This window comes from Tistrella bauzanensis (assembly GCF_014636235.1).
In the GTDB taxonomy this organism is placed as follows: domain Bacteria; phylum Pseudomonadota; class Alphaproteobacteria; order Tistrellales; family Tistrellaceae; genus Tistrella; species Tistrella bauzanensis.
In genome coordinates this window covers 1-832 of record NZ_BMDZ01000203.1, presented here as the reverse complement: position 1 = coordinate 832, position 832 = coordinate 1, and the positions used below count along the sequence as shown (strand labels likewise).

Genomic DNA, 832 nt, shown 5'->3' with positions numbered 1-832 from the left:
TCCCTCAGGTCCGCGATCATTGAATCGAACTCCTGACCGTTTGGGAATCCCCTATGAGTCAGGACTCACGAGATTTGGTATAAATCGGCTGCTACAGGTTCTGGAACACAGGCTCAACGTTGTCGAAGAAGTGTCGTCGCTGGACATGATGCTAACGCTGGTCGGCGCAGGCTATGGGATTGGTTTCATGACAGCGACCAAGATTCCCATCAGCCAGAGGCCGGACGTGGTGATTCGCCCTCTGGCGCAGGACACGGCGGTAATCACAACCTATCTGCTTCGGCCAGAAAGCAGCAACTCATCGGTTTCGCTGGATCGCTTCATGGAACGTCTGCGAGGACCTCCGGATGACTAAAGCGTCAATGCCCATCTGAATCGTGCGCCGCAGCACGAAGATTGCGTTCGGCTGCGCTGACGAGTTCCGCAGCACTAAGCTTGAGTCCGGCGGCGATTCTTAAGATCAGAGCGAGAGTGGGCATGTGCTCCCCACGCTCTATTTTGCCCATGTGCGATCGCTCGATCCCTGCTTTCGCAGCCAGTTCTTCCTGAGCAATACCTTGCGTCAGGCGGGCGACACGAACGGCCGCTCCGAATGCCAACGCTGGCTCGGCGTCGAAAGTGGTAGTGCCTGGGGGACGGCCTCGTCGGACAGTTCGCTTCTCCATCCTTGGAAGCGTCGAACAGTCCCGACAATTTAACCACGTTAAGTTTAACTCAAACTAGCTATCATGAAGACTTTCCATCCTTGTCTTATACCAAGTCCCATGGACGGTCACCCATGTGCCCATGATCGCATGCCGATGGACATGATGAGCCACGGCTGATCGACGAG

At 55.6% G+C, this 832-nt stretch carries 2 protein-coding genes; one reads left to right on the top strand and one right to left on the bottom strand.

Annotated elements, in window-relative coordinates; all coding sequences use genetic code 11:
- The coding region (locus tag IEW15_RS25585; protein ID WP_229708884.1) for a LysR substrate-binding domain-containing protein at positions 1-355 on the top strand (355 nt) is incomplete at its 5' end.
- A 4-nt stretch (positions 356-359) separates the two neighbouring features.
- Here IEW15_RS25585 and IEW15_RS25580 read toward each other — a convergent pair.
- Complete coding sequence (locus IEW15_RS25580) at positions 360-665, bottom strand: helix-turn-helix domain-containing protein (protein WP_013391827.1); 306 nt, start codon at positions 663-665, stop codon at positions 360-362.
- Positions 666-832: the final 167 nt, after the last annotated feature.

What these genes read in the sequence shown, in the direction of transcription:
- IEW15_RS25580 (WP_013391827.1), bottom strand. Translation starts at nt 665, where the DNA reads ATGGAGAAGCGAACTGTCCGACGAGGCCGTCCCCCAGGCACTACCACT.